Origin of the sequence: Salinicola corii (assembly GCF_008298015.1) — a bacterium.
Classification (GTDB): Bacteria; Pseudomonadota; Gammaproteobacteria; order Pseudomonadales; family Halomonadaceae; genus Salinicola; species Salinicola corii.
This window is the reverse complement of sequence record NZ_VTPX01000003.1, coordinates 206661-232103: the sequence shown is the minus strand read 5'-3', so window position 1 is coordinate 232103 and position 25443 is coordinate 206661. Positions and strand designations below refer to the sequence as shown.

General features: G+C 64.8%; 20 protein-coding genes. 6 read left to right on the top strand and 14 right to left on the bottom strand.

The genetic code is table 11. The annotated features are described in order from the left end of the window. Positions 1–9: 9 nt before the first annotated feature. From F0A16_RS07480 to F0A16_RS07470, 3 genes are all read right to left on the bottom strand, one after another. A complete protein-coding gene (locus tag F0A16_RS07480; protein ID WP_149434763.1) occupies positions 10–225 on the bottom strand; it encodes a cupin domain-containing protein in 216 nt (71 codons plus the stop codon). A 236-nt stretch (positions 226–461) separates the two neighbouring features. Then, positions 462–881, bottom strand: coding sequence for a hypothetical protein (locus F0A16_RS07475; RefSeq protein ID WP_149434762.1), 420 nt, complete (start codon positions 879–881; stop codon positions 462–464). Positions 882–1023: 142 nt separating this feature from the next. Beyond that, positions 1024–1629: a Yip1 family protein gene (locus F0A16_RS07470; RefSeq protein ID WP_206019075.1), complete on the bottom strand. Its 606-nt coding sequence runs from the start codon at positions 1627–1629 to the stop codon at positions 1024–1026. Between the two features lie 301 nt (positions 1630–1930). On the opposite strand from F0A16_RS07470, the gene F0A16_RS07465 reads away from it, so the two are divergent. Beyond that, positions 1931–3640 carry a proline--tRNA ligase gene (locus F0A16_RS07465; RefSeq protein ID WP_149434761.1) on the top strand — a complete coding sequence of 570 codons (1710 nt, stop codon included), beginning with the start codon at positions 1931–1933 and terminating at the stop codon, positions 3638–3640. A 14-nt stretch (positions 3641–3654) separates the two neighbouring features. After that, positions 3655–4260 (top strand): lytic transglycosylase domain-containing protein, encoded by a 606-nt coding sequence (locus tag F0A16_RS07460; RefSeq protein ID WP_239023746.1) that lies wholly within the window; start codon positions 3655–3657, stop codon positions 4258–4260. A gap of 17 nt (positions 4261–4277) precedes the next feature. On the opposite strand, the gene F0A16_RS07455 is transcribed toward F0A16_RS07460, so the two are convergent. Further along, positions 4278–4793 (bottom strand): FKBP-type peptidyl-prolyl cis-trans isomerase, encoded by a 516-nt coding sequence (locus F0A16_RS07455; RefSeq protein ID WP_149434760.1) that lies wholly within the window; start codon positions 4791–4793, stop codon positions 4278–4280. A 61-nt stretch (positions 4794–4854) separates the two neighbouring features. Continuing rightward, entirely contained in the window at positions 4855–5391 is a 537-nt protein-coding gene (gene rfaH / locus F0A16_RS07450; protein ID WP_149434759.1) for a transcription/translation regulatory transformer protein RfaH, read from the bottom strand. A 367-nt stretch (positions 5392–5758) separates the two neighbouring features. Between rfaH and F0A16_RS07445 the strand changes: the two genes are divergently transcribed. Continuing rightward, positions 5759–7231, top strand: a complete 1473-nt coding sequence (locus F0A16_RS07445) for an AmpG family muropeptide MFS transporter (protein WP_149434758.1) — start codon at positions 5759–5761, stop codon at positions 7229–7231. Between the two features lie 18 nt (positions 7232–7249). Here F0A16_RS07445 and F0A16_RS07440 read toward each other — a convergent pair whose 3' ends face one another. Then, complete coding sequence (locus F0A16_RS07440) at positions 7250–9067, bottom strand: SEC-C domain-containing protein (protein ID WP_149434757.1); 1818 nt, start codon at positions 9065–9067, stop codon at positions 7250–7252. A 121-nt stretch (positions 9068–9188) separates the two neighbouring features. On the opposite strand from F0A16_RS07440, the gene F0A16_RS07435 reads away from it, so the two are divergent. From F0A16_RS07435 to F0A16_RS07425, 3 genes are all read left to right on the top strand, one after another. Then, on the top strand, positions 9189–11102 hold the full coding sequence (locus F0A16_RS07435) for a hypothetical protein (RefSeq protein ID WP_149434756.1): 1914 nt from the start codon (positions 9189–9191) through the stop codon (positions 11100–11102). A gap of 99 nt (positions 11103–11201) precedes the next feature. Beyond that, on the top strand, positions 11202–13190 hold the full coding sequence (locus F0A16_RS07430; RefSeq protein ID WP_149434755.1) for a DNA topoisomerase III: 1989 nt from the start codon (positions 11202–11204) through the stop codon (positions 13188–13190). Continuing rightward, complete coding sequence (locus F0A16_RS07425; RefSeq protein WP_239023745.1) at positions 13187–14131, top strand: ketopantoate reductase family protein; 945 nt, start codon at positions 13187–13189, stop codon at positions 14129–14131. The genes F0A16_RS07430 and F0A16_RS07425 overlap by 4 nt, the downstream gene beginning before the upstream one ends. Before the next feature lie 103 nt (positions 14132–14234). On the opposite strand, the gene F0A16_RS07420 is transcribed toward F0A16_RS07425, so the two are convergent. The 8 genes from F0A16_RS07420 to rlmD form a co-directional block, all read right to left on the bottom strand. Next, positions 14235–15677, bottom strand: a complete 1443-nt coding sequence (locus F0A16_RS07420) for a sugar porter family MFS transporter (RefSeq protein WP_149434753.1) — start codon at positions 15675–15677, stop codon at positions 14235–14237. Between the two features lie 75 nt (positions 15678–15752). Continuing rightward, entirely contained in the window at positions 15753–16439 is a 687-nt protein-coding gene (locus F0A16_RS07415; RefSeq protein ID WP_239023744.1) for a nucleoside/nucleotide kinase family protein, read from the bottom strand. Between the two features lie 208 nt (positions 16440–16647). Then, positions 16648–16950: a chaperone modulator CbpM gene (locus F0A16_RS07410; RefSeq protein ID WP_149434752.1), complete on the bottom strand. Its 303-nt coding sequence runs from the start codon at positions 16948–16950 to the stop codon at positions 16648–16650. Next, positions 16947–17951 carry a DnaJ C-terminal domain-containing protein gene (locus tag F0A16_RS07405; RefSeq protein WP_149434751.1) on the bottom strand — a complete coding sequence of 335 codons (1005 nt, stop codon included), beginning with the start codon at positions 17949–17951 and terminating at the stop codon, positions 16947–16949. The genes F0A16_RS07410 and F0A16_RS07405 overlap by 4 nt, the downstream gene beginning before the upstream one ends. Before the next feature lie 93 nt (positions 17952–18044). Continuing rightward, the gene (gene ppc, locus F0A16_RS07400; RefSeq protein ID WP_149434750.1) at positions 18045–20708 is read right to left on the bottom strand and encodes a phosphoenolpyruvate carboxylase; all 2664 of its coding nucleotides are present in this window, start codon (positions 20706–20708) and stop codon (positions 18045–18047) included. Positions 20709–20847: 139 nt separating this feature from the next. After that, on the bottom strand, positions 20848–21744 hold the full coding sequence (gene mazG / locus F0A16_RS07395) for a nucleoside triphosphate pyrophosphohydrolase (RefSeq protein WP_149434749.1): 897 nt from the start codon (positions 21742–21744) through the stop codon (positions 20848–20850). A gap of 8 nt (positions 21745–21752) precedes the next feature. Then, a complete protein-coding gene (gene relA, locus F0A16_RS07390; protein ID WP_149434748.1) occupies positions 21753–24002 on the bottom strand; it encodes a GTP diphosphokinase in 2250 nt (749 codons plus the stop codon). Position 24003: 1 nt separating this feature from the next. Beyond that, positions 24004–25443, bottom strand: coding sequence for a 23S rRNA (uracil(1939)-C(5))-methyltransferase RlmD (gene rlmD, locus F0A16_RS07385; protein WP_149434747.1), 1440 nt, complete (start codon positions 25441–25443; stop codon positions 24004–24006).

Sequence of the window (25443 nt, the reverse complement as noted above, 5' to 3'; positions counted from 1 at the left end):
GATAGTGAATCAGATCGTGAATCTTCGCTGTCGCCGGCCCCCGGTTGCGATACCCATGCGGCTGGTCCGCCGCGAAGCGCAGCACTTCCCCTGCCACCAGCGTTTGCCACCCCCTTCGACGAAGAGCTCTATCTTACCTTCCAGCACGACCACATGCTCGATCACCCCCGGGGCATGCGGCGACGACTCGCTCAGGCAGCCCTGCGGCAGCTCGATCGCGAACATCTCGAACCCCAGGAGCGGATCGAACGTATGAAAGGGGGAATCCGGTTGAAACCGGCACGGCGCCGGCGTGCGGCTGGCGCGATGCACTAGATGTTATCGAAGAAGAGCCGACTCGGTGGATTACAGTGATGGCATTCGAACGTACGCATGACCAATCTCCTTATCGATGGCGCAGCGAGGCCGACGCTGGAATGATTCCAGACGCCAGACGAGCAGATTAGCAAAATGCGGCGGACTCACGAGTCCATCGCGTTGCGACGATCGGATTCGATTCTGGAGATGGCCTGATCCAGGCTTTCCACGCGCTCCACCACTGCGGGCTCCCCGGCCTCGATATCTTTCCCGGTACGCGTCTCGATCAAGGCAGCGAGCGATGCGCTGTCCAGTTGGCCGTCGTAGTGGACGGAATCGACCGAGGCGTCGGCGGAACCCGGCAGATAGATAGTGTTGTTGGAAAAGTCCACCGCATAGGCGATCACGCCGGGGATGATGAACAGCAGCAGTCCCAACCCATCGGCAATCGCCACACCAGGATCGATGCGACCCTGGAGCTGCCCCTTGCGCTCGGGATAGAAAAGCGTGCCGCAACCGGCAAGCGAGAGGACAAGCCCGGACACGACCGCGCCCACTACGAGACGTCGCAACAGAGAAGGCATTGAAGAGTTCCAGTGACAGTTGGTGACGCAAGGTAACCTAATCCATCACCCACCGTCCGTCCAGGCACCAAGCCTGGCCGAGCGCCTTCAAAAGTGGCGCCCGAGCTCCGGTCGGGCGCCTGACAAGCGCTGGACTACCGGATCAGACCAGCGACGCGCCGTAACCCCAGAGCAGCACGGTAATGGCCAGCAAGGCTTCCAGCACCAGCACGCCAATGGCGAGCGCGGCGCTCGAGGCCCGCATCCCCTCGTGCTGATCGATGCCCAGGAACGACGGCAATCCCGCGTAGACGAGGTACACCGTGTAACAGAGCCCCGCAATGCCGGCCAGCAGGCACAGCCATACCAGTGGATAGAGCGCCACCACGCCGCTCAAGAACATGGGTGTCGCCATGTATCCCGCGAACACGACGCAATGGCTCAAGTCGGGGCGCTCGGGGTAGCGGCGCGCCAGCCAGTGGATGACGTTCCCCATCAGCCACACGGCTCCCAAAATCAGCGCATAGAAGATGATGGCCAGCAGCACGGCCGTCGATGGCGATACGCTCACCGTCTTCGCCATCCCGGTCTCCGTCGTGCCGAAGTGCCAACCCACCACGGTCGTGCCGATGAAGGCGCAAACCACCGGAATGGCGGCCATCAGCAGCACGTGGGAACCGTAGAAGTGCGACACGGTCTCGTTCTCGCCGCGGATCTGTTGCCACTCGCGATTGGGATGCGTGAGCAGTCCCCAGACGTGATGAATCATGAAACACCTCCTTCCGGCGCGGGCCGCCAACGACGGATTTTCGATGGTGTCCTGTTCCGCTCGCCTCTCCGACGACGCCGGATGCGACCCTGACTTTCACTATAGAAAAAATTGCGGGAGTGGAAAGGCCAATCTCACCGTCGGGCTCGCACTGGCCGGGCGACAGAGCTTTTTAGCGTCGGCCCCTCCCCGTCGGCAGTTCCCATCTCTATACTGGCCAGCCTGAGAACGACTGCAGATCACGCCATGTCCCTATAGGCGCGTTCCGCTCGACGCCGATGAATACAGGAAAGAACACCCAATGCGTGCCAGCCAATTACAGATCTCGACCCTCAAGGAAACTCCGGCGGACGCGGAGATCGTCAGCCATCAACTGATGTTGCGAGCCGGCATGATCCGGCGCCTGACGTCGGGGCTCTACACTTGGCTGCCAGTGGGGGTGAGGACGTTGCGCAAGGTCGAACGCATCGTTCGCGAGGAGATGGATCGGGCCGGTGCGCAGGAGGTGCTGATGCCTGCGGTACAGCCCGCGGAGCTATGGCAGGAGTCCGGCCGCTGGGACGAGTACGGTCCCGAACTGCTGCGCCTCAAGGATCGTCATCAGCGCGACTACTGCGTGGGCCCGACCCATGAAGAGGTCATCACCGACCTGGTGCGTCGCGAGATCGGCAGCTACAAGCAACTGCCGACCAACTTCTATCAGATTCAGACCAAGTTTCGCGACGAGATCCGCCCCCGCTTCGGTGTCATGCGTTCGCGCGAGTTCATCATGAAGGACGCCTACTCGTTCGATACCGACGAAGACGGTCTCAAGGCGTCCTATCAGCGCATGTACGACGCCTACGTCCGGATCTTCACCCGCCTGGGCCTCGATTTCCGCCCGGTACTGGCCGACAACGGCTCCATCGGCGGTACCGGCTCGCACGAGTTCCACGTGCTCGCCGATTCCGGCGAGGACGCGGTGGTCTTCTCCACCGGCTCGGACTACGCCGCCAATATCGAGAAGGCCGAGGCGCTGCCGCCCGCGGGCGCCGAGCGCGCTGCTCCGGAGGAAGCGATGCGTCAGGTGCCCACCCCCGGCGTTCGCACGATCGCGGCGCTGGTCGATGGGTTCGACCTGCCTATCGAGAAGACCGTCAAGACGCTGATCGTGCATGCCACCGACGGCGGCCTGATCGCGCTGATGGTGCGTGGCGACCATCAGCTCAACGAAATCAAGGCCGAGAACCTCGACGCCGTCGCAGCGCCGTTGACCATGGCCAGCGAGGAGGAGATTCGGGCCGCCATCGGCGCCGGCCCCGGCTCGCTGGGGCCGGTCGAGCTGCCGCTGCGACTGATCGTCGATCACAGCGTCGCGCTGATGAGCGACTTCGGTGCGGGCGCCAACGTCGACGACCACCATCTCTTCGGCATCAACTGGGAGCGCGACCTGCCGCTGCCGGAAGTCGCCGATCTGCGCAATGTGGTCGAAGGCGATCCGTCGCCGGATGGCAACGGCACGCTGTCGATCACCAGGGGCATCGAGGTCGGCCACGTGTTCCAGCTCGGCCAGAAGTATTCACGGGCCATGAACGCCACCGTGCTCGATGACACCGGTCAACCGGCGACCGTGTGGATGGGCTGCTACGGCATCGGCATTACCCGCGTGGTGGCGGCAGCCATCGAACAGAACCACGACGCCGGCGGCATCATCTGGCCCGATGCCATCGCACCCTTCCAGCTCGCCATCGTGCCGATGAACGCTCACAAGTCGGATCGGGTTCGCGAAACAGCCGACAGGCTCTATCAGGAATTGACCGATGCCGGCATCGATGTGCTGCTGGATGATCGCGATCTTCGCCCCGGCGTCAAGTTCGCCGATCAGGAGTTGATGGGCATCCCTCATCGCCTGGTGGTAGGCGATCGCGGACTCGACAAGGGCGAACTGGAGTACAAGGGGCGTCGCGACAGCGAGGTCACCATGGTGGCGCTGGACGACCTCCGACACTTTCTCGACAACAAGTTCGCCTGATCACACGCCAGCTCGTGACAAGGTCTCTCCTCGCGCTGGCGGCGACGACCTGGCTCGTCGCCGCCAGCGCGAATGCCGTGGAGCAGACCGCGAGCGGAATCGACGAGCCGCCCTCCCAGGCGCTGCTCGATGCCCTGTCGCGAGTCATGGCGGAGCCCGACGGGTTCGAGGATGCCTTCTACGCTCAGGTATGGCTACTGGACATGCAGTCGCGACTCGCCAAACGGCAGCCCAAGGCCTACCTCTCTCGCCGCCAGCGGCTGGCATTGCTCGAGCGCGTCCACACCGAAGCCCGACGTGCCGGTCTGCCGCCCGAGCTGGTCCTGGCGTTGATCGATGTGGAGAGCCGCTTCCAGCCCACGGCGGTTTCGCCGGCCGGGGCGCTGGGATTGATGCAGGTGATGCCGTTCTGGAAAGCCGAGATCGGCCGCCCCCAGGACGACCTTCACGATATCGACACCAACCTTCGCTACGGCTGCATCATTCTCGCGCACTATCTCGAGCGCGAACGGGGGGACTGGACCCGCGCGCTGGCGCGCTACAACGGCAGCCTGGGCCGCACGATCTACCCGGAGCAGGTAATGCAGGCCTGGTTCACCCGGTGGTGGGTCGATCGCTGACCCCATCTCCGACTGCGCTATCGTTTACGATCCTCGACCTCGGTATGTGACGTCCCCGCCGGAAGCGGATGACCCTTGGCCAGTTCGGCCCGCGTCGCCTCGCGCACCTCCAGGATCTCGATGTCGTAGGTCAGCGTCTCCCCCGCCAGCGGATGGTTGGCATCCACGGTGACCCGAGTATCGTCGGCCGCGACGACCGTAACCGTGCGCGGGCCATCCGGTCCCTGAGCCTGAAACCGCTGGCCAGCCTGAAGTACCCGATCCTGCGGGAAAGCCGAGCGCGCACTGATGCTGACCAGCGCTTCGTCGCGCTCGCCATAGGTGTCGCCAGGCGCCAGCGTGACACGCAATCGTTCGCCGGCCCGCCGTGCGGTCAGTGCGCTTTCCAGCGCCGGGAACAGGTTGCCGTGGCCGTGAAGATATTCGAGTGGTCGTTGACGCACCCGGGAATCGTCCAGGGTGCGGCCTCGCTCGTCCGCGAGGGCATAGTGAAGGGTCGCAACGTGGGACGGCTCGATGGCGAGCTGGCTCATGATGACTCCAGAGTGATGATGGGATTCGTGAAGACGGACTGGCGGCAGTCGGATCGACGGCTTAGGAGGGATGCTTGCGCAACGCCTCCACAGGCACCTCGAGACGCTGGGTCTGCTGCAGCAGGTTGAGCAGCACGATGGCGCGCTCCTCACCCTTCTGCGCCTCGAAGACGGCCTGCAGCGCACGGAAGGGCCCGTCGGTGATCTCGACGATATCGCCCTGACGATAATAGACATTGGCGCGGTCACGACTGCTGTCGGCGCTGACGCGATTGCGCAGCGTGTCGACCAGCGCATCCTGCACGAATACCGGCTCGTTGCCGAAACTGACTAGCCGCAACACGCCACGGGTGGAACGGATCGGCCGCCAGTTGCTGGCCATTCGATCGAGACGAATGAACAGATAGTGAGGGAACAGCGGCTCGGCTACCCAGGCCAGCTTGCCACGTCGACGCTTCTGAACCTCGAGTACTGGGTGGAACACCTCGTACCCCTGATTGTCGAGATGTTCGCTGGCACGAAAAGACTCGCCGCCCTTGCATTGGATCACGTACCAGCGGGGTAGCGACTCGCCATCCTGCGTCGACTCACTGGTCATCGATATATCCTTCCTGATCACAGCCACTAAAGAGACAATCCATGTCGTCGCTACCAGTGCCGGGGCAATATCACGCGCCATTGCGGGATCGCCATCGCAGCATCCGGACCAGACGCGACAGGCCATCTAGAGTACCATTTTCGATCCGACTCGTCCGCCCGCGGCGGGTCGATCCGGTTTCTTGGAAACACTGAATAAATCGGCGAGCAGGATGAAGTGGGCGGCATTCCGTCGCAGGGCGCACGGAGCGCAGCAACCGGAGCCTATGGGGTATAGGTGAGGATTCGACCGGGCTGGCGCTCCAGCACCGCGCAACGCAGCGATTCACCTGCGCAGACATTTAGGCAGCGTTTCCTTTGGAGGTTGCATGCAACACGAGCCACGTGACTGGCTGACATCCTTGCGCGTCTATCTGCGGGCCCCGGTCGTGACCTTGCTGTTCCTGGGATTTTCCGCCGGTCTACCCTATTTGCTGGTGTTCTCGACGCTCACCGCCTGGCTCGAGGACAGCGGCGTCGAAGTGGCCGCCATCGGCTTTTTTAGTTGGGTGGGACTGCTCTATTCGATCAAGCTGTTCTGGGCGCCGATCGTCGACCGCGTAAGGCTCCCGCTGATCGGAAGCTGGCTCGGCCAGCGCCGCAGTTGGATGCTTCTCGGCCAGGCGTTGATCGGCGGTGGCCTGCTGGGGCTCTCCGGGCTCGACCCCGCCGGCCACTTACCACTGGTGGCGGCTTTCGCCCTGCTCACCGCTTTCGGCGCAGCGACCCAGGACATCGTCATCGACGCCTATCGTATCGAGTCCGGTGAAGCGGCCATCCAGGCAGCCATGGCATCGACCTACATCATCGGCTATCGCATCGGTATCGTGATGGCCGGCGCGGGCGCACTCTACATCGCCGACGCCGCGTCCTGGGCGATCGCCTACCTGAGCATGGCCGCGCTGGTGTCGGTGGGCGTGATAACCGTGCTGGTGCGACCGGAACCGCCACGCCCTCAGAGCCTATCGATGGTGCTGTTTCATCCTCGTGTGAAGCATTTCCTGCGCCATAGGCGACAGCGGCCCGGTTGGCAACGCCAGGCCGGCGCCTGGCTGATCGCCGCGGTCGTGTGCCCGATCAGCGACTTCTTCCAACGCTACGGCCGGCTGGCGCTGTGGTTGTTGGTCTTCATCGGGATCTACCGAATCAGCGACATCTCGATGGCGGCGATGGCCAATCCGCTCTACCTGAGCCTGGGCTTCACCAAGAGCGACATCGCCAGTGTCACCAAGGTCTTCGGCGTGCTGATGACCATCGGCGGTGGCGTGCTGGGCGGCTTGCTGGTGGTTCGCTACGGACTTGGACGAATGCTGATCGTGGGCGCGCTCGCCGTGGCGCTGACCAATCTGCTGTTCGCCTTGCTCGCCACCGGCGGCGACAGCCTGCCGCTGCTGGTCGTCGCCATTACCGGGGACAATCTGGCCAACGGGCTCGCCAGCACGGTCTTCATCGCGTTCCTGTCGAGTCTAACCTCGCGCACCTACACCGCGACCCAGTACGCGCTGTTCTCGTCGTTGATGACGCTACCCGGCAAGTTCATCGGCGGCTTCTCCGGCCTGGTGGTGGCCGATCTCGGCTACGCCAGTTTCTTCGGCATCGTCTGCCTGCTGGGCCTGCCTGCGGTGGCGCTCGCCTGGTGGCTCAGTCGACGCCTGCCGACACTCGATGAAGAGGCCGACACCGGCGGCGGAACGACCGGCCACCCGGCTGCGGCGTTTCAGGAGAGCCCGGACTTTCAGAAGAGGGAAGCGCGCCCGTCGATGCGTGCCGACGGGCGCCAAGGCGAGGAGTCGGGCCGTTGAGCAGCCCGTCGGAAGCACTCAGGCGAGGGACGTTCTTTGCCGGGAGAGCCACTCCAGTGCGCCATCGGATGCCACCCACTGGTCACGCATCAGCTGTCGATACTGCCACGCCTCCGCCCGCGTCCCCGGCTCCGGCATATCCTCGCCGAGCCGAGCCGGGCGGGGCCGATCCTCGCACAGGATCGTGAGGATATAGGGGTTGGAGGCATAGACGTCCCGCAGCACGGCAAGAGCATCGTCGTGCCGGGTCAGGCGATAGAGCGCCAGCACCCTGCCCATCTGCACCCCCAGCATCTCGACCCCCTCCGGCCCCTGCTCGCTGACCGCCAGCGCCTGTTCGTCACGCCCTTCGCGCAGCAACTGATCGATCACCAGTTCGCGCAGGCCAAGACTGTCCTCCTCGTCCAGCGCCAGCAGGCGTTGAGCCAGTCCACGCGCCTCCTGGCCCGCGCCTCGCTCCATGCCGATGACCAGCGCCAGTCCGGTCCGCAGTAACGTCGCATTGTCCGCATCGTGCCAGGAGAATGTCCCACCGGCGTCCTCGAGCTGGCTCAACCAGAAACCGTAGCGCTCGGCCAACGGCGTGAAGAAGGTATCGACCATCCACGGCAGACTGCCGAAACGACTGGCCAGCGCCAGCGTCAAGGCCTGCATGACGCGAGGTGCGTCGAGCCATTCCGGATTCGAACACAGCGCCTGCAGCCACTGCGGTGCTGTCGCCCAGGGGTCGCCAAGAAACCCGAGCGCGGCATCTTTATCGATCTCGACCTCGCAGGCCTCGGCCCAGCCCCTGTAAAGCGATTCCTCGCGGGAACTGGGCTCGTACAGCAGCACGCCATCATCGGCACTCAGCTCGAGGCGTGGCGGCCGCTGCTGGGTGTGCAGCAATGCCTGCAGGGCCGTCAGCGGACCAGACAGCATCTCCTCGGAGTGAATCACCTGCTCCGCCAGCGCCGTCTGGGGATCGTCGGCCAGCTCGGCAATAAATTCGAGCTGATCCGGGTCCAGATGGTGCTGGCGCGACAGTCGCCGCCACCAGAAGGCCGCCCGCTGCCGCGCCTTGCCGACATTGCCCTCGTGAAGCAGCACCATCGCTTCGATATAGGCCAGGGACGGCGAGTCCGGCAGCGTTCGCTGTGCACTCTGGAACGCTTCCCGTGCGCTGGCAAGATCCCCGCTATCCAGGTGCATCAGGCAGAGACGCTCCAGCGCCGCGCCCCGGAGAAAGTCGGGGCCCTCCGCCATCACTCGCTCGAGCAGGGCGCCGCGCTTGCGATGAAAGCCGCGCTCCTGGTAAAGGTCGACCAGTATCTCGAATGCCGGCTCGATCTGCTCCTCCAGCGCCTCCCAGTCCCGGTTGCCGGCGAACAGCGACTCCAGGATCTGCTGCGCCCGGCCGTTGTTGCCGCTCTCCGCCGACACGATGCCCGCCTCCAGCAGTGCCTGCGCCGGCGCCTTGCGGCTTTCCAGGGCAGCCTTCAGCGTTTCGCCCCGCCACTCGCGTAGCGACAGCATCCACATCAGATGCCCGGGTATCACGCTCGGCATCTCGACGCGGGCGCAACAGTCACGATAGAGCCGACCCGAGTCGCACCAGCACGGCTCGTCGCGTTTGGGCTCGGCCAGGGGTTCGGTATCGAAGTCGCGACGCTTGAGCGGGGTCTGGTTCCATATCAAAGGGGCAAGCGCCTGAGCCAGATCGAGGCTGCCGCCACAGTGTTCGACCCCCTCGCTGCGGGCCCATGCCATCATCGTCGGGTAGTGTTCATTGGCGCGAATCGCCTCGAGGGCGCCGCTGGCAAAACCCAGCAGCTGTTCGACCCAAGCTGTCAGCATGGCATTCCTCCATTTGCTGGCTCCATCCTAGCATGCCGGGCAAGAGCGCTGGCGAGTGCCGCCATGGGGTGATAATTTAGCCGCCGCCCACCCCGTCGTCGCTGCCAATAAAGGAGCGCCCGTGCTCTTGCCGATCCCGTTTCGTCGCCCTTCGCAGTCGATGGCCAGCGATGCGCCTCAGGTTCGACTGGAACGCGAAGGTCGCGATGAAATCCGGCGGATCACCGCGGCGGTCGAGAAAGTGCCGTGGACCGTCAGTCTGCTCCAGATTCTGTGGACCGCCGGGCCGGTGACGCTGCTGGGCGCCTGGGGTGGTTACCTGCTGGGGTACGGCAAGGCACCGACGCTCGAGAACTACATATTCTTTATCTCGTTCACGGTCATCACCGGCGCGGCGGGTATCATCGCCAACCTGCTGCATCAACTCACCGGCGGGCGACGGCTGGAGCGAACCTCGAGTCGCATCGAGCGCGTCATCAAGACACTGCCGGAGCTACTGCTGGCAACGCGCAACCTGATCGTCGAAAGCCTGGAAGGCGATGCGCGGCGTCGCGAAGCCGCCGCCATGCTGCTGCGCAAGCAGGACCTGTCTCCCGAGGGCGTCGAACTGGCGGCGCTCGAGCTGCTGGATGACCGCGACAACGCGCGCCTGATCGGCCAGATCGACGTCTACCGACGGGTTGGACTCCATGCCCGCATCAGTGACTTGGTCGACATCTATCGCGACGAGATCGAACCCCGCTTCACCGAACTCTACGATCTCGCGCCAGCGGCGATCACGCTGCTGAGAGAGCGTTTCGAAGGCCATGCGCCGGACCCACGCTACGGCGTCCCCCGAGACGAACACTTCATCGAACGCGTCATGGCCGCGATCGAAAACGACAATGACCTGCTGATGACACTGCAGGACGTCGAGGAGATGGTGATCCTGGCATTCGAACTGATCAGCGGCCGCGAGATACCGGTGCTGTCGTTCGAATACCGCGGCCGCTGGAAGCTGGCGCGGGCGTTCGACGGCCTCGAGGAGGCGCGCGCCCGGCACCGTATCGCCCAGGCCACCGGTCTCTCCCGTCTGAAGGCCCTGAACACCTATCTCATCGAGCATTCGGTGACCCCGCTCGCCGAGAGCGTCGCCGGGCAGCGCGCCGACGCGCTGCTGACCCACAGCGTTACCGCCCTCGACGATCTGAGCGAGAAGATCCAGTCGCTGGCCCACGCCATTCACACCGGGCGCAGCGACGATCGCCAGACCCTGCGTCATCAGGCGGAAGTGCTGACCAACGCGATCAAGCTCTACAAGAGCGTCTCCAGCGCCTACAGCGAAGTCGGCCGCAGCCACGCACATCGGCTGCGAATGGCCCAGCGCTGGGAAGCGGTCAGCGCCGATCTCTCCGACAACTCCACGCGGCTGCGACTGGGCCCGGGCCGTCGAGGCCTGCGCATCCGCGAGAGCAAGATCGCCCTCGACGACGAGGCCAAGGCGGTCGTCTGCAAACAGCTCGGGCGTTATCTCGAGAAGGCCAACATCGGCACCCTACGGGAGCGGCTGCGCCAGGCCGAGCGAGACACTCAACTCAGCGTGGGCGTCGAGAGCGCCAAGCGCGTCGCGGTAGAGATATTCCTGGCCCTGGAGCCTCACGTGCATCTATCACGGCCGGCCGTACAGCGCGCCATCAACAGCACCAACGCGGCGGACTTCGGGCAACTCGAACCCAACCTTTCGGTGGCGGCGAAAGCGGCGATGGGCTCCGCCATGGTCCGCGAGATCGAGACCGACCTCTCGCGTACGGCGGAGTCACTGGCGCTGGCCCTGGTCAGGCATTATCGCGTCGCCCTGGAGCCGGAGGCGATGGCGTTCCTGCAGCGCCAGTACGGTGCCCGGGAGGCCACGCTGCAAATGCTGACCAACGTCAACCTGGAGCGCGGCGAGACGCCCAATGTCAGTTATCTCAGCATGGCGCCGCCGGCCGTGGGGACGCCCCATCGCCACTGGTATCGCGCCCTGGTGCGTGCGCGCCGCCATCTCGAAAAGTGATTCGCCGCCGACCGGCATCTTTCTCGAGCCGAGACTTTTCCCGCGGTGTCAGGTTGCGGGAGAATCCAGCAACGACACCACTCACCACCGGAGCGCGCCATGCGTTTGATCGTCGCCGAAAAACCGAGTCTCGCCCGCGCCATCGCGGATGCTCTGCCGGTCAAGGCGACGCGTCGCGAGGGCTATCTCGAGGCCGGCGATACCGTGGTGAGCTGGTGTCTCGGCCATCTGCTGGAGTTGGCCCCGCCCGAGCGTTACGATCCCCGATACAAGCAGTGGCGGCTCGACGACCTCCCGATCGTTCCCGAGCGCTGGCAGTTGGTGCCCCGCAGCCAGGCAAGAACGCAGCTGGTCGTCCTGCGCAAGCTGGTCAAGGGTGCCGACAGCGTGGTGCATGCCGGCGATCCCGATCGCGAGGGGCAACTGCTGGTCCAGGAGGTCTTGAATCATCTGGGCTGGCGCCGACCGACACAGCGTCTGCTGGTGCAGGACCTCAACCGGCCCGCAGTGGCCAAGGCGCTCGCCGGCCTCGAGGACAACCAACGCTATCAGCCACTCTACGCCGCCGCAGAAGCCCGCTCCCGCGCCGACTGGCTCTACGGTATCAACCTGACCCGGGCCTGGACGCTGATCGGGCGCCAGGCCGGCTTCGACGGATTGCTGTCGGTGGGTCGCGTCCAGACACCGGTGCTGGGTCTGGTGGTACGCCGGGACCGGGATATCGCCGCGTTCGAGCCCAAACCATTCTACGTGCTGTGGGTCGACCTACGCGTCGCTACCGGCGCGCTGCGCGCCTGGTGGCAGCCCGGCGAGCAGCATCCGCTCGACGATCAGGGCCGGCTGCTCGATCCGCGACCGGCCGAGGCGCTGGCCCAACGCCTCGCCGGCGCCGATGGAGGACCCGGCCAAACTGGCTATCTCGCCCAGCTCGAGCAGAAGCGCAAGCGCCAGGCGGCCCCGCTGCCCTACTCGCTGTCGTCACTGCAGATCGATGCCGCGCGCCGTCATGGCCTGTCGGCAAAGCGGGTCCTCGACGTCTGCCAGACGCTCTACGAGCGCCACCAGCTGATTACCTACCCCCGCTCCGATTGTCGTTACCTGCCCGCCGCACATCATCGGGAGGCAGCCAAAACCCTGACCGATGCCTGCTGTCTCGACGACCAACTGCGGGGGTGGGTCGAACGGGCAGACTTCGGCCTGCGCTCCAAGGCATGGGACGACGCCAAGGTCGGCGCCCACCACGCGCTGGCGCCAACGGGCCGCCCCGCCGAGCTGGAGAAGCTGAGCCGCGACGAGGCCAACCTGTTCCGGTTGATCGCCCGTAACGTTCTGGCCCAGTTCTACCCGGCGCTGGAGACCTTCGAGACCCAGGCGATCTTCGAGATACTCGGGGAGCGCTTCAAGGCGCAAGGGCGGGAGATTCTGGAACCGGGCTGGAAGCCGCTGTTCACGACACGCGACGACGTGCCAGCCCTGCCGCCGCTGACGAAAGGCGAAGCGGCTAGCGTGACCGAGGCCGGCTGCGAGGCTCGCGAAACCCGGCCACCGGAGCCCTTCACCGACGCCAGTCTGATCAAGGCGATGATGAATATCTCGCGCTACGTCGAGGATCCCGTGGTCAAGCGCACCCTGCGCGAATCCGACGGCCTCGGCACCGAGGCAACCCGCGCCGGCATTATCGAAACGCTGCTCACGCGGGGCTATCTGGTTCGCGATAGGAAAGCCATCAAGGCCACGCGCACCGGCCACGCGCTGATCGATTCACTACCGCCAGCGGCCTCGCGTCCGGAACGTACGGCACTATGGGAGCAGCGGCTCTCGGCCATCGCCGATAATCAGGATGCCGCAGCGCCCTTCCTGGAAGCGCTGGTGAGCGATCTGCGTTCGCTACTGGGTCAGGCGGATGCGGGCCGGCTCGATCAGGCGCTGAAGGCCTCCGCGCAAGGCCCGGCACCGGAGGCGCCACCGCGCAAAGGCAGCAAGTCGCGCAAACCGGGCACCGGCTCGCGCCGTCGTAGCCAGGCGAAAACGGCGAGCGGCGACAAACCGGCCCGCCCCCGGGGAACGCGGAGACGCTCGACATCATGACGGCGCCGACCATGGCGACGAACGCCCCCTGGCTGATCGTCGGTGCCGGGGCGCTGGGACAGCTGTTCGCGGCGTCCCTGGCCCAGCGCCAGCGCGTCGTTCTACTGGGCAGGCGCCCGACGCGGCACGTCATTCGACTGCGCAAGCCGGATGGGACCGACCATCAAATCCCGGCAAGACGGGAAAGTCTCGAGCAGTGGTCGGGCCCCGAATCTCCGGCATTGGTGATCCTCGCGACGAAATCGCACCATGGCAAGACCGCCCTCGACGCCCTCGCGTCGCGCCTGCCACCGCAGACGCCGCTGTTGCTGCTCCAGAACGGCTTCCTGCTTCAGCCACGACTCACCGAGCAGTGGAGCGGCCCGGTACTCTGCGCCTCGACCACCGAGGCCGCCTATCGGCCGGCGACGGCATCAGGCATGGATCTCGATCCGGACTCGCCGACGCCAGACGTGATCCACGCCGCAGCGGGCGAAACCTGGATCGGCGATCTCGCCGACCGTCACGTTACGTTGGCGACGCGAGTGGCCGAATGCCTGGCGGACGCCGGCATGAAGGCGGCGGCATGCCAAGACATCCGCCACCGCCTGTGGCGAAAGCTCGCGATCAACGCCGTGATCAACCCGCTGACAGCCATCCATCGCGTGCGCAACGGCGAGCTGGCAAGCCGGGCGTTTCGACCTCGCGTCGCCGCGCTCATCGCAGAGATCGCTCACATCATGCAGGCCGAGGACGTCCCGCCACCGGCGCAAGGCTGGGACGTCTTCATCGGCGACGTGATCCAGGCCACGGCCAACAACCGATCGTCGATGCTACAGGACGTGCTGGCGAATCGCCCCACAGAACGCGACGCCATCCTCGGTCCGCTTGAGGAGGCGGCCAGGCATCATGGACTGCACCTGCCCGCCATCGCCGATCTCTACCGCCAGACCCCACCGTGACGGCTTCCCCGGCGAGTGGATACCGGCGTCACCAGCGCCGACGGCCGGTCATCTCGACCGGCCGTCGGCAACGTCAATTGACGTTCAGCCCCTGGGCCGGGAATCAGTCCCCGGCGGCGCTGGAAACGGCGGCACCTTGCGCCCGGCCCGGATCCGCCTTTCCCTTGGGCTTGTCCGCCGGGAAGAAGACGCCGTTCTTGAGATCGTTCTCGATCTCCTCGAGCGAGCGCCCGTTGGTCTCCGGCACGTAGCGCACGATGAACACCAGCGCGAGAGTGGTGACCGCAGCGTAGAGCCAGAACGTACCTGAGGTGCCCAACGTGCTGATCAACGACAGCGTCGTCAGCGTGACCAGCAGGTTGAAGACCCAGTGGCTCAACGCCCCCATGCTGGCGCCCTTGCCGCGGACGAACAACGGGTAGACCTCCGCGTTGATCAGCCACAGGCAGACGCCGAAGCTGCAGTTGAGCGCCATGTAGATCGCCAGGCACGCCACCAGCACGTACTGGCTGAAAGCGTCTTCCGGCGCGCCACCCATGAACAGCAGCCCCATAACCACGAGCGCCACCGCCGAACCGGGCACCATCCACAGTAGGAAGCGCTTGCGACCGATGCGGTCGACCAGAAAGATCCCCAGGATCGTGGCCAGGTTGATCAGCACCGCGCCGCCGATGGCGGCCAGCACCGACGCGCTGTCACCGAACCCGGCCTGGCTAAGGATAGTCGGCGCATAGTAGATCAGCGCGTTGTTGCCGGTGATCTGCGAGAACATCGCGATCCCCACCCCAGCGATCAGGGCCGGGCGAATCCATGGCTGGAACAGATCGCGCCAGGACCCTTCGGGGCGCGCCGAGACCTCTTTGATCTCGTCCATCTCGGACTGGGCACCCTCGCGACTGGAACGCACCCGCTCGAGAATCGCCAGTGCTTCCGGCTCACGCCCCTTGCCTATCAGCCAGCGGGGACTTTCCGGCAACACCAGCATGCCCAGCATCAGGATTACCGCCGGCACGATGCCCAGACCGAACATCCAGCGCCACGCGTCGCCCAACCCGTAGCCCACGAGGTAAGCGACGAGAATGCCGAACACCACCATGAACTGGAACATCACCACCAGTTTGCCGCGATGCTCCGGAGGCGTGACTTCGGCGATATAGACCGGAATGATCTGCGTGGCGCTACCGGCGGAGAGCCCGAGGATAAAGCGCGCGGCGATCAGCATGCCGACATTGGTCGCGGCGGCCGAGAGCACCGAGCCGACGATGAACACCGCACCGACCAGCACGATCGTCCAGCGCCGGCCAAGCCGGTCGGAAAGCCGCCCGGTCCCCACACAGCCAAAGATGGCACCGAGGATGATCGCGCCGGTCACCAGCTGCTTGAGGGTATCGTCAAGGGCGAACTGTTTGGACAACCCGAGTAGCGCGACGCCGATGATCCCGGTGTCGTAGCCGAACAGCAGGCCACCCAGCGCGGCGATGATCGACACCATGACAACGAGCCCCTTTCGCTGCGGGCCACGCCTGGCGGTCGAGGTTGCGGTCATGTCTTCTCTCCTTGAAAAACGAGCGTCCTGGGTGACGTTTCGTCCTGCTCGTGTGATGGTGGGACGATCCAGAAATCAATCGTTCTCGAACCGAATGCTCGTCCCGCTCCAGCGCAGGTGGCGATCGGCATTGGCGGCCACGGCTTCGATTCGTTCCGCGTTGGGTCCATCGGTGGTCCGCACCCACTCCCGGGCCTCTGTTTCGCTGCGCCCGAACTGCATGTGGCGCGCGACCAGGCGCGCTTCGCGCAGCTCTCGGTCGACATCGAGAAACCAGACTTCGTCGAGCGTTTCTCTGACGCGGGGCCAAGGTTCGTCCTGGAGCAGCAGGTAATTTCCCTCGGTGATTACCAGCGGCGTCTTCGGAGCCACTGCAATGCTGGCCGCGATCGGCTCTTCGATTTCTCGATAGAAACCGGGCGCATAGACGATTTCCCGGCTGTCCCATGCATGACGCAGACGTTCGAGCAGGTCCCGATAGCCCAGCGCGTCGAAGGTATCCGGTGCTCCCTTGTGTCGGGCACGGCCCAAGGCGGCCAGCTGTCGGTTGGAAAGATGGTAGCCGTCCATCGGCACGATCTGGACCTGCTCGCCGAGTGCCGAGTGAAGCGCCTCCGAGAGTGTGCTCTTGCCGGAGCCTGGGGCGCCGACGATGCCGAGGATTTGGCGACGAGGTGAATCGATTAATCTCTTTGCCGCATAAAGGATCCGCGGGTCGATATCGATCGATAGGACCCGCGTCTCCATCATTGTTTTACACATGGGGAAATCGCAGAAAAGCAGGAATATTCGACTAGCGTAGCACGCTCATTTTATCGATGAGAGTGGTTTTTCTGCGACACGACCTTCGTAGTAATTTTACCAACATCGATTCATTTACAAGCGCCGCACATGGCCTGGAATCGCCAAAAAATCCGCGCCTGGAAGTCTTACGATTCCGGGGCCAAGATTGCCAATTCATTCATCGGTGCTAACCGACGCGCCGACGCAGATGCGCTAGTTCGTCCATCAGTTCCAGCGCCAACGCAGCGCCGGCCAGATTGACCCCCAGATCCCGCTGCAGGCGCTGAACGACTCTCACCCGCTGCAGCGCGACGCCGTAGAACCTCCACTGCTCACGCTGGCGGCCCTCGGGAATGATGATGCCCTCGTCGACCAACTCGATGACCCACTCGGCATGCACGGTGCAGCAGCGGCACAGCTCCGCCAGCGTCATGACTGGCGTCTCGTCGAGATTGTCACCGGAAAGGTGCGTCAGATCGTGAACGCTCATGATTCTCCCTCCTCTGCCGCTCTCGGGTCGAAGCTCGCCGCCGCTTCCGACAGTCGCCGATAAGCCGCCTTGACATCCTCATCCTTCGCCGACGGCAACACGATCTGCAGCACAACGTAGCAGTCGCCGGCTGGCTCGCCGGGAATGCCCCTGCCCTTGAGCCTCAGGCGTCTGCCGGACTGGGAGTCAGGCGGGACTTTCAGATCCACGGCGCCCTCGGGCAACCTCACGTTGACCGTGGCTCCCAGGGCAGCTTCCCAGGGCGCCACCGGCAGCGTCAGCGTCACATCTCGCCCGTCGACATGGTAGCGGCGGTTGGCGTCAAACTCGATCTCGAGATAGAGGTCGCCCGCAGGGCCGCCATCCATGCCGGGTTCCCCCTGGCCGGCCAGACGAATTCGCTGGCCCTGTTTCACTCCCTTCGGAATCCGGACTTTCAAGGTCCGCCGGTGCGGCCGCACTCTTCCCTGCTCATCGAGTTCGCCACTCTGCAGCGTGAGCGTGCGCGTAGCACCAAGGTAGGCATCCTCAAGCGCGATCGACACTCGGGCATGGTGGTCCTCGCCACGCAGACCCGCCCGCCTGGCGCCACCGCTCGGGCCAAAGCCCGTCGAGTCGTAGCTCGTGGAACGATAGCTCGCCGCCCCGTGACCGAACAGGGATTCGAAAAAATCGCTGAAAGCGGCGTGCTGTTCCTGCGAGTAGCCCTCCTGAGTATAACCGCCTCCCCGAAACTCGAACCCGGTATCCCAATCCGGAGGCGGCCTGAAGTCCTCCCCGGCCCGCTGACCCTGGCCGACTCGATCGTAGGCGAGACGTTTCTCGGGATCTTTCAGGACTTCATACGCTTCGCCAAGCTCTTTGAAGCGCGTATCGGCATCGGCCTCCTGACTGACATCCGGATGATACTTCCGGGCCAACCTGCGATAGGCACGCTTGATTTCATCCTGGGTGGCGTCGCGCTCCACGCCCAATACCGCGTAGTAATCCTTGAACTCCATGCCGCACTCCCTGTCGAGGGGCCGCCGGCACCCGAAGTTGGGCCAGCGTGACGATCATTACCGTTATAGCAGGTATCGATCCGCCCGTTGCGGTTAGCCGGTGTTACGAAGCCCGGCGGCGATACCCGCCATGGTTACCATCAGAGCCCGCGACAGCTCCGGCGTGATATCGCCGTCGGCGTCTCGATTTCGCTGCAGCAGCTCGGCCTGAAGGCCGTGAAGCGGATCGATATAAGGGTTGCGTACTTCGATGGCCTGGCTGATCAACGGCGTGTTCTCCAGCAGTCGACGCTGGTCGAGGATTCGCAGCAGCACGGCCTCGAGATCGACCAGCCGCTGGCGCAGCGATTCTCCCAGCCGAGTCAAGGCGGGGTCGTCGACCAAGCGCCTCTCGTAGTAGGCCGCGATGAGCGGATCCGACTTGGCCAGCAGCATCTCGAGCATATCCAGGTAGGTGCCGAAGAATGGCCACTGTTCGCGCATCTCGCGCAACCGGTCGAGCCCGCCCCGCTCCTCGAGCCGCTTCGCGAACGCTTCGCCGCTTCCGAGCCAGGCCGGGAGCATCAGCCGCGTCTGCGTCCAGGCGAATATCCACGGGATGGCCCGCAGCGTTTCGATGCCGCCTTCCTGGCGCCGTTTGGCAGGACGTGATCCTAGCGGGAGACGGCCCAGCGCGCCCTCCGGCGTCACCGCACGGAAATAGGGCACGAAATCCGGGTCTTCACGCACGACGCCCACGTAGGCGCCGTGGGCGATCTCGGCCAGACGATCCATCTCCTCGCGCCACACTGGCCGAGGCGCGGGCGGCGGCAACAGCGTGGCCTCCAGCACGGCACAAACGTAGATCTCCATCGAACGCAGGGCGATATCGGGCTGACCGAATTTGAAGCGAATCATTTCGCCTTGTTCGGTCACCCGCAGGCTGCCACTCACCGATCCCGGCGGCTGCGACAGGATCGCGGCGTGGGCGGGGCCACCGCCGCGACCTACGGTGCCGCCGCGACCGTGGAACAGCGTCAACGCGACGCCACCGTCACGACACACCTCCACTAGCCGCTCCTGGGCCCGGTACTGCGCCCACGCCGCCGCCAACTGACCGGCATCCTTGGCCGAATCCGAGTAGCCGATCATCACTTCCTGGTGGTCACCGGCAACCGCTCGATATCCCGGCAGTGCCAGCAGACGTTCGATCACGTCGCCGGCCCGGTCCAGGTCGTCCAGGGTCTCGAACAGCGGCGCGATGGGCAGGCGCACGCCGTTGCCGGCCTCCTTCATCAGCAGCGCCACCGCCAGCACGTCGGAGGGTTGCTGCGCCATCGAGATGATGTAGGTTCCCAGGGCCTGACGATGCTCGCGTCCGATGACGCCGAAGGTGTCGAGCACTTCCCGGGTTTCCGCGGAACAGGCCCAGCGTGGCGGAATCAGCGGCCGCGGCGAGGTCAGCTCCTCGAGCAGGAACGCCTGACGGCGCTCTTCGTTCCAATCCCGATAGTTGCCGAGGTCGAGATATTGGGTCAGCTCCTCGAATACCTGGGCATGGCGGGCGCCATCCTGGCGCACGTCGAGCTTGGCCAGGTTGACGCCGAACACCGCGACGCGTCGCAACGTATCCAGCAGTACGCCGTTGGCAATGGTTTCCAGTCCCACGTCGCACAGCGAGCGGTGGCAGGCCAGCAACGGGGCGAATAGCTGATCTCGCGTTTCGATGATCGCGTTGTCGGCGGGAGCCTCCCCGTCGAGCCGCGCTCGCGCCCACTCCCGGGTCGCCTCCAGCCGAGTCGACAACCGCTTCAGCAGCGCCCGATAAGGCTCCGGGTCGTCACCGACCTCGGCGTGGAGGGCATTGTTCACCTTCCACATCGACAGCTCCGCCTTGAGCTGTTCGAGGTCGCGAAGATAGAGATCGGCCGCCATCCAGCGCCCCAGTAGCAGCACCTCCTCGGTGACGCTGGCCGTCACGTTGGGATTGCCGTCGCGATCACCCCCCATCCAGGACGCGAAACGGATGGGCGACGCCTCCAGCGGCAGCCGCTCGCCGGCCTTCTCCATCAGCAGCGCATCCAGGTCGCGATGGAAGGTCGGCACCGCTTCCCACAGCGAATTCTCGATGACCGCGAACCCCCACTTCGCCTCGTCGACGGGGGTGGGACGCTCATGACGGATCTCGTCGGTATGCCAGGACTGGGCGATCAGTTCCTCGAGTCGCCCTTGCGCGCGCTGCAGCACTTCCGGCTGGTCGCCACTGTCCTCGATGATCTGCAGACAGTGGTCGATGGCGTCGTATTTCTGGATCAGCGTGCGTCGAATGACTTCGGTGGGATGCGCCGTCAGTACCAGGTCGATGCGCATCCCGGCAATGGCATCCACCAGTTGACGAGGGGATTGACCCGCAGTCGTCGCGCGCTGGAGCAGTTCGCCCAGATCGGGCTGGGTACCCGGCTTGTAATCCTCGACACGCCGAAAGCGCGCCCGGTAATGCTGCTCGGCGATGTTGGAGAAGTTGAGGAACTGGTTGAACGCGCGGGTGACCGGCAGCAATTCGCCTTCGGGGAGTGACCGAAGATAGTCGATCAGCTCGCGGCGATCCGCCTCTTCGGCGCTCTGCCGCCCCTTCTTGGCCAGGGCGCGAATCCGTTCGATCCGATCCACGAACTCGGTGCCCAGATCCTTGGCAATGGTCCGACCAAGGCTATCCCCCAGCAGCCGGACATTGTCTCGCAACGATTCGTGCAGCGACGTTTCCTGTTCTGAACTCATGGCATCCCTCCCCAAAATGACCAAATCGGCACGCCGGCGGGCATGCCGATCGCCGACGACAAGATAAATCGTTCAAGGCGTCAGCATAACGATCTGGGGGAAAGAATCGACCGGAACAGAAGCGACATTGGTCGTAAGTTTACGACATTGACGATCTGCCGCTGGCGCTCTCTTCCTGTTTCGCCGCCTGCCAGTGGCGCTCCATCTGCTCCAGCGTGGCATCGCCGGGAGCGACGCCGTCGCGGGCCAGCGCACGCTCGACATGGCGGAAACGTCGCTCGAACTTGGCGTTGGTGCGGCGCAGCTGCTGCTCCGGATCGCACCGGAGCCGCCGGGCCAGATTGACCACGGCGAACAGCAGATCGCCGACCTCTTCTTGTGCGTGAGCCCGGTCGTCGTCGGCCAGCGCCGACTCGACCTCCGCCAGCTCCTCCCGGATCTTGTCGATGACGCCACGCTCCTCCGGCCAGTCGAAGCCTTCGCCGGCGGCCCGCTTGCTCAGCTTGGCGGCACGGCTCAGCGCGGGCAGTGCCGTGGGAATGTCGTCCAGCGCCGAGAGGGGTTGCGAGGGGGAAGAGACGCGCGCCTCGCGCTCCTCCGCCTTCAACGCTTCCCAGCGGGCCTTGACCCGGCTCTCGGCTACCGGCTGGGTGGTGCCATCGCCCTCGTCGCGCCGGGAGTCCAGGGTGCCGTCGGGGAACACATGCGGATGCCGCCGCAGCATCTTCGCCGTCAGGGTGTGCACGATGTCGTCGAAATCGAACCGCCCTTCTTCTTTCGCGAACTGGCTGTAATAGACCACCTGAAAAAGCAGGTCGCCCAGTTCGCCGGGCAGTTCGTCGAAGGCTCGGCGCTCGATGGCGTCGGCCACTTCATAGGCCTCCTCCAGCGTATGGGGGACGATGGTGTTCCAGTCCTGCTTGATATCCCAGGGGCAGCCGTAAAGCGGATCCCTCAACACCGCCATCAACGTCAGCAGGTCATCCAGCGAATGGCGGCCATCGTTCGGCGCTGTCGGGGCGTTGCTGTCCTGCATATGGATTCCTATCCCTGTCCATGGCCTTGCCGCAGCCGTTTCACGTCGATCACGTTGGGGAGCTGCTGGATACGCGAGAAGATGCGCTCGAGCGCTTCCAGCCCCTCGATCTCCAGCGTGATTCGCATCCGCGCGATGTTGTCGAGCTTGTCGGTCACGGTGTTGACCGAGGTCACGTTGACACGATCGCTGGAGAGCACGTGAGTGACGTCGCGCAACAATCCGGAGCGATCCCACGCTTCGATTTCGATGTCGACCGGATACTGGGTGCGCTCTTTCTGCCCCCACTCGACATCGACGATGCGTCTGGGCTCCTCGCTGCGAAGCTGGAGTACGTTGGGGCAGTCCTGACGATGGACGGTGACGCCACGACCCTGGGTGATGTAGCCGATGATCTGGTCGCCGGGTACCGGATGACAACAATTGGCCATTGCCGTCTTGAGATTGCCGACGCCCAGCACGGTAATGCCATCGCTCGGCTCCTTGCCCTGATGCCGACGAGGCTTGGTCAGCAAGCGGTCGAGCTGCTCCTGGTCGTCGATCTCGCCGAACAGCTGCTGGGCCTGATGCAGTACCTGGCCGATACGCAGATCGCCGGCGCCGATGGCGGCATACATGTCCTCGACAGAGGTGTAGTTGACCGCGCCCGCCAGTCGCTCGAGATCGACCCCATCAATGTCGAGGCGACGAAACTCGCGGTCGAAGATCGCCTTGCCCTCGTCGAGATTCTGCTCCCGCGCCTGCAGCTTGAACCAGGCCTGGATCTTGGAGCGCGCGCGCGAAGTGCGAACATAGCCGAGATTGGGATTGATCCAGTCCCGGCTCGGCGCGCTCTTCGTCGCGGTCAGGATCTCGACCTGCTGGCCGGTCTTGAGCAGGTAGGTCAACGGCACGATGCGGCCGTCGACCTTGGCCCCACGACAACGGTGGCCGATCTCGGTATGCACGCGGTAGGCGAAGTCGATCGGCGTCGCGATCTGCGGCATGTCGATGACGTGTCCATCCGGGGTGAATACGTAGATCCGGTCCGGCGCCACGTCGCTGGCCAGCCCCTCCCGGAAATCGCCGACATCGCCCACTTCTTCCTGCCACTCGAGCACCTGGCGAAGCCAGGCGATCTTCTCTTCGTAGCCCCGGCTCTTGGCGTCGGTATCCATCCCCTTGTAACGCCAGTGCGCGCAGACGCCGAGTTCCGCCTCCTCGTGCATGCCGAAGGTCCGTACCTGAATCTCGAGCACCTTGTTCTCGGGCCCGATGACGGCGGTGTGCAGCGACTGATAGCCGTTCTTCTTGGGGTTGGCGATGTAATCGTCAAATTCGTTGGGGACGTGGTGCCACCGCGAATGCACCACGCCAAGCGTGGTGTAGCAGTCGGCGATCTCGGGCACCAGGATACGCACCGCCCGGACGTCGTAGACCTGGGAAAAATCGATGCGCTTGCGCTGCATCTTGCGCCAGATCGAATAGATGTGCTTTGCCCGGCCATCGACCTGGTAGCGCAAAATCCCCTGGCGTTCGAGCAGCGTTTCGAGAGTCTCCACGACCTCGTGAATGTAACGGTCGCGATCGAGGCGCTTCTCCGCCAGCTGTTTGGCGATCGACTTGTATTCAGTATCATGCAGATAACGAAAGGCCAGGTCCTCGAGCTCCCACTTGACCTGGCCGATTCCGAGGCGATGCGCCAGCGGCGCATAGATATCGAAGACCTCACGTGCAACGCGCAGGCGCTTCTCCCGCGAGGCATCCTTGACCTGACGCAACATGCAGGTGCGCTCGGCGATCTTGATCAGTGCGACGCGGACGTCGTCGACCATGGTCACCAGCATCTTGCGCAGGTTGTCCTGCTGGTTGTGCTGGGACAGCCCCTGCTTGGGCGCCTGCAGCTGGCTGATCGCGGCCATGCTGAGCACCCCCTCGATCAGCCTGGCGACCTCTCCTCCCATCTGCTTGGCGACGCTCTCCAGGCTCAGCAGGCCACGGCGGACGCTACGATAGAGAATCGCGGCCTCCAGCGTCTGCTGGTCCAGCTTGAGCTGACTGAGGATGTCGGCCATCTCCAGGCCGGTCAGCAGTGTCTGGTCGGCGAGGGCGTCGCCAGCATGGGTGTCCCGCTCGCTTGCCTGCAGGGCCAGTTGGCAGGCCTGAAGGATGCGCTCGGGGGCGCGCAGTTCGACCTCTTGCTGCAGCCGCGTCACCCACAGATCCAGATCGACGCTGCCATCATCGACCAGCGGCTCGCTTTCTCGCACCTTCACCATGCTAGTGCCTGCCTCCCGAAGCTGGGGTTCCGTGGCCTTCGTTCCGACGCCTTGGTCGGCTGGAACGGGCTGGCCGTTCGAACAACGCGAGTGATTCCAGATGTGCCGTGTGTGGAAACATGTCGGCCATCGCCAGGCGGGACAGCACGAAACCGCCGGCCAGCAAGTGAGCCGCGTCTCGCGCCAGCGACGCCGGATCGCAGGAGACGTATGCCACCCGCGCCACGCCACTGTCTGCCAGTCGGCGGCAGATCGCGCTGGCGCCCTCCCGTGGCGGATCGAGCAGCACCGTGTCGTGCTCGGCGATCAAGGAATCGATCGCCCTGCCGGGGTCACTGAGATCGGCCTGCAGCGCATCGACATCGAGACCGTTCCGCCTGGCATTGTCCCGCAGGCGCTCGACCATCGCATTGCTACCTTCGACAGCGGTGATCCTGGCAGCGTCTTCGGCCAGGGCCAGCGAGAAATTGCCGATGCCGGCGAACAGGTCGAGCAGCGAGTCGTCTTGCCCTGGCGCGAGCCAATCCCGAAGGGTGTCGATCAGGCGTTGGTTGATGTAGGCGTTGACCTGCAGGAAGTCCCCCGGCGCCAGCGCCAGCGATACCGGCCGCCGACAGCCGGACACGGTCGTGACCAGTCGCGGCTGATCGCTCAGCCAGACCAGCTCGGCCGTCTCCCGTCCGCGTCGCAGCGCACAGGCCAGCGCCTCGCGCGCCGCGAACGCGCGCCAGCGCTGTTCGTCTTCCGGCACCTGACGCAGCTGTCGGACGACCAAGGTGACGACATCGGCATCGGTCAGCAGCAGCTCGAGATGACCGACGTGGCGCGGCGCCTCGAGCGACTCGAGCTGGGCCCGCAGTCGCGGCAACAGGGCCGCCAGCGAGGGCGCCAGCACATGACAACTGTCGATATCGACCAACTGCTCGCTGCCCCGCGCACGAAAGCCGAGATGGACTCGGCCCTGGGCATCGCATTTGACGCCGAGCCTGGCCCGACGCCGGTAACCGGCATCGTCACCCGCCAATATCGCCACGTCTTCCGGGGCATCGATACCTTGGCGTCCGAGCAGGTCGACCAGCACCTGTCGCTTGTGCTCGCGCTGCCCCGCAATACTCAAATGCTGCAGATGGCATCCTCCGCAGCGAGTCGCGTACACACAGGGCGGTCCCACCCGGTTCGCGGCATCGCTGAGTCGCTCGCGGACATGCGCTTCGTCGTAGCGCTTGCGCTGGCGGTGTATCGCCACCTCGACGCGCTCTCCCGGCAGTGCGGCATCGACGAATACCGTCTTGCCTTCACCGTTGCGCGCGACGCCGCGCCCATCATGGGCCAGTCGCTCGACCGTCAGCGTGCCCGCTTCCGCGGACACCGCGGAGGCGGGTCGCGATACCTGGCGTTCCCGGCGCACGGCCGGCGTCCGTCTTTTTCCCAGCATCGCCAT